The sequence below is a fragment of the Nocardia sp. NPDC004260 genome, from assembly GCF_053603155.1.
On sequence record NZ_JBSGEZ010000150.1, the window covers coordinates 1 to 6,721 of the forward strand.

The 6,721-nt window shown below is 68.3% G+C and carries 7 protein-coding genes; 2 read left to right on the forward strand and 5 right to left on the reverse strand.

The window, feature by feature from the left end:
• Positions 1-607 precede the first annotated feature (607 nt).
• Positions 608-2,011, forward strand: a complete 1,404-nt coding sequence (locus ACWEO7_RS37495; protein WP_452430366.1) for a class II fumarate hydratase — start codon at positions 608-610, stop codon at positions 2,009-2,011.
• Positions 2,012-2,088: 77 nt separating this feature from the next.
• Here the strand turns inward: ACWEO7_RS37495 and ACWEO7_RS37500 are convergent, their stop codons facing one another.
• The 4 genes from ACWEO7_RS37500 to ACWEO7_RS37515 all read right to left on the reverse strand — a co-directional run bounded on the left by ACWEO7_RS37500 (position 2,089) and on the right by ACWEO7_RS37515 (position 5,847).
• Positions 2,089-2,946, reverse strand: coding sequence for an acyl-ACP desaturase (locus ACWEO7_RS37500; RefSeq protein WP_452430368.1), 858 nt, complete (start codon positions 2,944-2,946; stop codon positions 2,089-2,091).
• A gap of 100 nt (positions 2,947-3,046) precedes the next feature.
• Positions 3,047-3,637 (reverse strand): LGFP repeat-containing protein, encoded by a 591-nt coding sequence (locus ACWEO7_RS37505; protein ID WP_452430370.1) that lies wholly within the window; start codon positions 3,635-3,637, stop codon positions 3,047-3,049.
• A 189-nt stretch (positions 3,638-3,826) separates the two neighbouring features.
• On the reverse strand, positions 3,827-5,212 hold the full coding sequence (locus ACWEO7_RS37510; protein ID WP_452430372.1) for a PhoH family protein: 1,386 nt from the start codon (positions 5,210-5,212) through the stop codon (positions 3,827-3,829).
• Between the two features lie 266 nt (positions 5,213-5,478).
• Positions 5,479-5,847 carry a DUF488 domain-containing protein gene (locus ACWEO7_RS37515; RefSeq protein ID WP_452430374.1) on the reverse strand — a complete coding sequence of 123 codons (369 nt, stop codon included), beginning with the start codon at positions 5,845-5,847 and terminating at the stop codon, positions 5,479-5,481.
• Between the two features lie 86 nt (positions 5,848-5,933).
• On the opposite strand from ACWEO7_RS37515, the gene ACWEO7_RS37520 reads away from it, so the two are divergent.
• Entirely contained in the window at positions 5,934-6,206 is a 273-nt protein-coding gene (locus tag ACWEO7_RS37520) for a hypothetical protein (RefSeq protein ID WP_039800723.1), read from the forward strand.
• A 7-nt stretch (positions 6,207-6,213) separates the two neighbouring features.
• Here ACWEO7_RS37520 and ACWEO7_RS37525 read toward each other — a convergent pair whose 3' ends face one another.
• Positions 6,214-6,636: a limonene-1,2-epoxide hydrolase family protein gene (locus ACWEO7_RS37525; RefSeq protein ID WP_452430376.1), complete on the reverse strand. Its 423-nt coding sequence runs from the start codon at positions 6,634-6,636 to the stop codon at positions 6,214-6,216.
• Positions 6,637-6,721: the final 85 nt, after the last annotated feature.

Below are 6,721 nucleotides of genomic sequence, written 5' to 3' on the forward strand. Positions count from 1 at the left end.
TCTGCCCTCCGCGGTGACCGACTGGCTGGACCAACCATCGGCGACCGTCGCGGACGCGGTGGCCGCGCAAACGCGAGCCGGGCCGCGAACGGCGCATGCTCGGTCTCGCTTCGCTCGGAATCGGGGGCTGAGGTCAGTGGTCCTGCAGGTTGGAAACCGGCGGCACCCGATGCGCGCAGTTCATGGCCCCGGTCAGCTTCCACCCGTAACGATCAGATAGCGGAGCGGGTAGCCGGGAGTGTCTCCGCAGGCCAGCGGCCATGCGCGACGGTCGCCGATGGTTGGTCCAGCCAGTCGGTCACCGCGGAGGGCAGAGACCACAACCCGGGAACCGTTCACCGCCCCGATCCAACGGTCATATGCCGCGCTGTTCTCGATGACAGCCATACCGCCGATGTGACGTCGCACCGGGTAAGGCCGGACCGCTTCGTGCGCCTCTCGCGGGCCGCATGTACCCGCATGTTCGGGACGGGGACACAGCTTTGAGCCGTGTGGGGCGGGCAACCGGACAACGGTTCGTATTCCCGAGCGAAGGCCTGCCGAGGTGTGCGAATGACCTCAGGCGTGGCTGCCCCACGGGCCGCTGCCGCGGCATAGGGTCGGGATCATGAGCGAGGAGACGCAGTACCGCATCGAGCACGACACCATGGGTGAAGTCCGGGTTCCGGTGGACGCTTTGTGGCGGGCGCAGACCCAGCGGGCCGTGGAGAACTTCCCGATCAGCGGACGCGGCTTGGAGCGGGCGCAGATTCGCGCGCTGGGCCTGCTGAAGGCCGCGTGTGCCACGGTCAACCGCGACCTGGGGCTGCTCGATCCCGTGAAGGCCGATGCCATCATCGCCGCGGCGAACGAGATCGCGCGTGGCGAACACGACGATCAGTTCCCGATCGACGTCTTCCAAACCGGTTCCGGCACCAGCTCGAACATGAACGCCAACGAGGTGATCGCCTCGCTCGCCAAGGCGAAGGGCGTCACCGTCCACCCGAACGACGACGTGAACATGTCCCAGTCGTCCAACGACACCTTCCCCACCGCAACGCATCTCGCCGCCACCGAAGCGGTCATCACCGATCTGGTTCCCGCGCTGGAGCATCTGCGGCTGGCGCTGCTGGACAAGTCGACGGAATGGCGGACCGTGGTGAAGTCCGGCCGCACGCACCTGATGGACGCCGTCCCGGTGACCCTCGGCCAGGAGTTCGGCGGCTACACCCGGCAGGTCGCCGCGGGCATCGACCGCATCATGGCCACGCTCCCGCGGCTCGGCGAGCTGCCCATCGGCGGCACGGCGGTCGGCACCGGGCTGAACGCGCCCGAGGGCTTCGGCGCGAAGGTCGTCACGGAACTCGTGCGCGCCACCGGCATCGATGCGCTGCGCGAGGCCGAGGACCACTTCGAGGCGCAGGCCGCGCGCGACGGTCTGGTCGAGGCGTCCGGCGCGCTCCGCACCATCGCGGTGAGCCTGACCAAGATCGCCAACGACATTCGCTGGATGGGCTCGGGGCCGCTCACCGGCTTGGCCGAGATCCAGCTGCCGGATCTGCAACCGGGCAGCTCGATCATGCCCGGCAAAGTGAACCCGGTGCTGCCCGAGGCGGTGACCCAGGTGGGCGCGCAGGTGATCGGCAACGATGCCGCGGTGGCGTTCGCGGGCGCGAACGGCGCATTCGAGCTGAACGTGTACATCCCGGTGATGGCGCGCAACCTGCTGGAGTCGATCCGCCTGCTGGCCAACGTCTCCCGGCTGTTCGCCGACAAGTGCGTGCGCGGCCTGATCGCCAATGTCGAGCACCTGCGCACGCTCGCCGAGTCGTCGCCTTCGATCGTGACGCCCCTGAACTCGGCGATCGGCTACGAGGAGGCGGCGGCGGTCGCGAAGGAAGCGCTGCGGGAGAAGAAGACCATCCGCCAGACGGTCATCGACCGCGGCCTGCTGGACGAGAAGCTGACCGAGGAGGAACTCGACCGCCGCCTCGACGTGCTGGCCATGGCGAAGATGAAGAAGCAGGACTGACCGGCGCCGAAACGAACGCCACCTCGGTAGCCGGGGGGCTGCCGAGGTGGCGGTCGCGCACTGCGCCCGGATGCGGATCAGTCGCGCAAGTGCGCGAGTTCCTCGCGCGCCTGCTCCCCCTCCGGACCGAAATCGGTGCGGGTGAAAATGTTCCACCGCTTCAACAGCGGGGCGAACACCAACTCACCCTCCTTGGCGCGGTCGTAGACACCCGCCTCGGCGAGCACCACGTCGCTGTCGCGGCCGTCCGGCAACGTCACCGTCGGGACCTCGAAGCCCGCGACCCGGTCGGCGATGGCCCGCACGGTCTGGTCCGGCGCCAGATCGAGCGCGGCGGAGACCAGATCGGCGAAGAACATCGACTGCAGTTCGTCGTCCAGCGCGATGCGCTCGGCGATGGCGGTGACCAGGGGGTTCTCCTCGAGCGCCGCGATGTTACGGTGCCGGATCGCGCTGGCGGCCTCTTCGAACGCGCAGGTCGCCAGCACGTCGAGCAAGTGCATCGCCGGGCGGCGGAAGCCCTTGGTCATGTGCTCCATGCGCAACCGCTCCAGTTCCACCGGGTCGACGGCCCTGGTCACCATGAGGTAGTTGCGGATGGTGATCTCGTGGCGGTTCTCCTCGGCCGTCCAGCGGCCGACCCAGCGCCACCACGCGCCGGTGCGCAGGTACTTGCCGATCTCGCGGTGATACGAGGGCAGGTTGTCGGCGATCAGCACCGAAACGGTCAACGCCAGTTTGGCGGTTTCGCCGAGCTCGGACTGCTCCGCCGCCCAGTCGGTACCGCCGAGGAAGGCGAAGTTGCGCCCGTCGTCCCACGGCACGAAGTCGTGCGGCTGCCACCCATCGGCGGCGTCCACGTGCTTACGCAGCAGCAGTTCTACGTCCACCGCGAGCGATTCGAGCAATTCGCGATCGGTCAGGAGAGTTTGCACCGAGATAACCTAGCGGCTTGGCCCGCGGAGCGGGGCGGATGGATGGGATTCACAGGCAACCGAGACCACACCGCGATCCCGGACGCCGAGTATCTGGTTCCTACTTCGGCGTGACGGTGATAGTACCGTTCACCCAGGTGATGGTGCCGCCGGTGAAGTCGCTCTGCTTGCCGCCGGGGATGTCCTTCTCGTCGCTGATCGGGAAACCGAGCGGTCCCTGCGCGCCGCCGTTGTCTTCCCAGGCCTTGCGGATCTCACCCCAGACGACGTGCGCTTCGCCCTCCTTGGGTGCGTAGATCGTGCCGCCCGCGAAGTCCTGGTAGTGCCCGCCGTCCGGTGTGTCCTCTTCCGCCTGCAGCGGTGCGCCGAGCGGGCCGGTCGGGCCGCCGAGCTGCACATACTTGGCGTAGATGGGGCCGGAGACGGCGATCTCCCCCGCCGGGGTCGCGATCTTGGTCGTCGCCTCGGCCGCGCCCGTGGTCGTCGGGCTCGCGCCGGTGTGCGTGGTCATCCCGGCGGTGGTGGTGGGGCTCGCGATCGAGGTGACCATACCGGTCATGCTGGCCATACCGGTCTTGGCACCGGTCTTGGCGCCGTCGTCTTTGTTGTCGTCGCCGCAGCCGGCCAGGACCAGCCCTGCCGCGGCGAGTACTGCGGTGAATCCAGCCGTTCGTCGAGCGAAGTGGTGCATGTCCATCCTCTCGCTGTGGGCTGCCGGCACATCACGGAGTCCGTGACGGCGCCGCGCATAGCCTCGGCCGTTGGTCAGACGATGACCCGGTGACCGACGAGCGGCCACCGGGTCATACCTAACTGCTATCGCGGCCGATGATACCCACCGGACATGCGGTGAAACACGCCGTCGAACGGCGTCGCGGGATCAGGCGTTGGGGCCGTACTCCTCCAGCATCTCGGTGACCAGCGCCGCGATCGGCGAGCGCTCGCTGCGGGTCAGCGTGATGTGCGCGAAAAGCGGATGGCCCTTGAGCTTCTCGACCACCGCCGCGACCCCGTCGTGCCTGCCGACGCGCAGGTTGTCGCGCTGGGCCACGTCGTGGGTGAGCACCACCCGCGAGCCGGTTCCCAGGCGGCTGAGCACCGTGAGCAGCACATTCCGCTCCAACGACTGGGCTTCGTCCACGATCACGAAGGAGTCGTGCAGCGACCGCCCGCGAATGTGGGTAAGCGGCAACACCTCCAGCATGTCGCGGCTGAGCACCTCCTCCATCACCTCGCGGCTGGCCAGCCCGTCGAGCGTGTCGAACACCGCCTGGGCCCAGGGGCCCATCTTCTCGCTCTCGGTGCCGGGCAGATAGCCCAGGTCCTGGCCGCCCACCGCGTACAGCGGGCGGAAAACCACCACCTTGCGCTGCGCGCGCCGTTCCAGCACCGCCTCCAGGCCCGCCGTCAACGCCAGCGCCGACTTGCCGGTCCCGGCCCGGCCACCGAGCGAGACGATGCCGACGCTCTCGTCCAGCAGCAGGTCGAGCGCGATGCGCTGCTCGGCGGAACGCCCGTGCAGCCCGAACGCCTCGCGCTCGCGGACCAATTGCACCCGCTTGTCCGGCGTGACCCGGCCCAGCGCACTCGAGCTGACGCCGAGCAGCCGGACGCCGGTGTGGCAGGGCAGTTCTCGCGCCTCATCGAGATCGATCACCGACTCGGCGTAGAGCTGATCGATGCGCGCCGTGCTGACGTCGAGCTCGACCATGCCGGACCAGCCCGAGGTCACCACGTCCTGCGCGTGGTACTCGTCGGCGTGCAAGCCCACCGCACTGGCCTTGACCCGCAGCGGAATGTCCTTGGACACCAACACCACCTCGCGGCCCTCGGCCGCGAGATTGAGCGCACAGGCCAGGATCCGCGAGTCGTTGGTGTCGGTGCGGAAGCCGACCGGAAGGACCGCGGGATCGGTGTGGTTCAGTTCCACCTGCAACGTTCCGCCCTCGGTGCCGATCGGCACCTGCTGATCCAGCCTGCCGTGTTGCAGGCGCAGATCGTCCAGATTGCGCAAAGCTTCTCGCGCGAACCAGCCCAGCTCGTGGTGGTGCCGTTTGGCTTCGAGTTCACCGATGACCACCAGGGGCAACACCACGTCGTGTTCGCCGAACCGCGTGAAGGAACCGGGATCCGAGAGCAGGACGGAGGTGTCGATGACGAAGGTTTTGCCGGGTAATTGCGAGGGGCGGGCCCCCTTCGCGGCGGCTCCGCCTTTCGCGGAGCGGGAGTTCGCCGAGGGAGCGGAAACGGAGCGTGCAGCAGTCACGGTGGGCTCCTCTGTGTTCATGCGGCAGTCGCACGAACGATCTCGCTGGACCGGTCCGTCCTGATGGACCCGACGTTGCCGTCAGATGCCACGAGGGCCGGGCTCCGGCCCCCTCGTACTGAGTAGCTCAGTCACGGTCAGGACCTCCCGTACGAGCCACACCGCCGCGGCCCGCACACCCGACGCTACCTCCGACTCCGGTGTCCGCGCTCGGGGACTGCGAGGCGTGTCCGTGAACTTGTCGTAAACCCGCACGTCGCGAGGGTTCAGCGCAGCACGTCGAGCAACACCGGAACATGGCTGTGCGCCGGATCCTGTACGGCCGTGAGCAATGTCACCGGAGCTTCGGCTGCCAGGGCGCGTAAATCCCGCAAATCTTGCTGAACCTCCGGCGCGGCGAGTTCGGCACGGTAGCGGCGGGCGAATTCCGGGCCGCGCGCGTCCCGGTCGGCGTGGAACCAGCGCCGCAATTCGGTGGTCGGGGTGAGCTCCTTGGGCCAGCGATCGACCCGCGCTTGCGCTTTGGTGATGCCCCTCGGCCAGAGCCGGTCGACCAGCACCCTGGTGCCGTCGTCGGGGTCGGGATCGTCGTAGACGCGCTTGATCCGGAAGCCGGGTCGAGGTTGCGGTGTCATAGCGGTTATCGCAGCACGGCGTCCGGGCCGGGATGGGATTCGCCACGCGGTCGCTGTCGCCCGATTCGGCGGATAGAGTCGCTGGTATGTCCGGTAACGAGGATTTGGAGAAGCTGTCGTCGAAGGAGCTGCACGACCGGGCGATGAAGCTCGCCGTGCGGCGGGGGGATGTGAAGTTCCTGTGGCGGCTGCTCACGTCGATCCCGGCCGCGGAGGCCGCCGCGGGCAATGTCGGCGAAAGCGAGGCGGACATCAAGTACGTACTGCCCATGCTCGACGACTACGTCCACGCCGGTGACGGCGCGGTCGCCGAGGTGCTGCGACCGGTCTATCTGGACTACCTGGCCCAGCACTCCTGAGACCCGGTCAGCGGCGGGTGAGCGCCGCGCGCCAGAGGCCGGCAGCCGTACCGCGCAGGAAGTTCTCCCAACTGAAGTGGTCGTGCCACAAGATGATTCGGCCGTCGCGTAGCCGGAAGGTGCCGGTCACCCAGAACCCGACGCGCACCGGACCGAAGCGCAGGTAGTCGGTGCGGTCGGTGAGCACGACGTCGCCGTCGGCGGCGATGTGGTGCATGTCCACTCCGAAGCCGAGCCAGTCGCGGCGCAGGCCGCGCAGCACGCCGCCGACCCGGCGGATGCCCTTCACATCGGGCAGCGAGGTGTTCTTCCAGACGATGTCGGGGTGCAACAGGTCGATCGCCTCCTCCGAGGCGCCCATTTCCAGCGCGGCGAAGAACTCCCGCACCGTGGTGGTCGAGTCCTGTTTCAGGTCGGGTTCGTCGGTCACTAGGGCACCATCCTTTGCGCGGATCTTGTTACGGGGTTCGTGGAAGGGACTCGGGGGGAGCCGGGGTGACGGCCTGGGTCGGTCG